The 763-nt window shown below is 67.2% G+C and carries 1 protein-coding gene; it reads left to right on the top strand.

Annotated features, from left to right (window positions below; genetic code table 11):
• Positions 1-763 (top strand): bile acid:sodium symporter family protein (locus AACY45_RS27170; protein WP_339548513.1); only part of this gene is annotated, 763 nt, incomplete at both ends.

The raw sequence follows: 763 nt of genomic DNA, 5'->3' as shown, positions 1-763 counted from the left end.
GTCGCGCTCGCGTCGTTCCTGCCCGCGCGGGGCATGTGGCAGGCGATCGCGGGTGATATTGCCACCGCCGCGATCGTGCTGCTCTTCTTCCTGCATGGGGCTAAGCTCTCGCGCCAGGCGATCCTCGATGGCGCCCGCCACTGGCGGCTGCACGCAGCAACGCTCGCCACGACCTTCCTCCTGTTCCCAGCCCTGGGGCTTCTTGCGACCCGGCTCCATCTACTTGACGGGCCGCTGGCGAACGGCCTGCTGTTCCTCTCGCCCCTGCCCTCGACCGTCCAGTCCTCGATCGCCTTCACCGCGATGGCGCGCGGCAACGTCGCGGCCGCGGTGTGCAGCGCTTCCTTCTCCAATCTAGTCGGCATCTTTGCGACCCCGCTGCTCGTCGCGCTGCTGATGACTTCGACCGGCGCGACGTCGGTGTCATGGGGTGCCGTGCAGACGATCGTGTTCCAGCTGCTGCTGCCGTTCGTCGCCGGCCATCTGCTGCGTCCGATCGTCGGTGGTTTCGTTACGCGCCACAAGGCGCTGGTCACCGCGGTGGATCGCGGCTCCATCCTGATGGTCGTCTACACCGCCTTCGGGGCAGCGGTGCTGGAGGGGCTGTGGTCGCGTGTGTCGAGCGCCGACCTCCTAGTGATCGCTTCCGTCTGCGCTACCGTGCTGACGATCGTGATGACCGTGACCTGGCATGCAGGCCGCGCGCTCCGCTTCTCACGCGAGGATCGGATCGTGCTGCTGTTCTGCGGCTCCAAGAAGAGCC

Source organism: Pseudomonas sp. RA_35y_Pfl2_P32, assembly GCF_963970735.1.
GTDB lineage: Bacteria > Pseudomonadota > Gammaproteobacteria > Pseudomonadales > Pseudomonadaceae > Aquipseudomonas.
The sequence above is the reverse complement of the archived record's forward strand: the minus strand, read 5'-3'. Positions and strand labels throughout refer to the sequence as shown.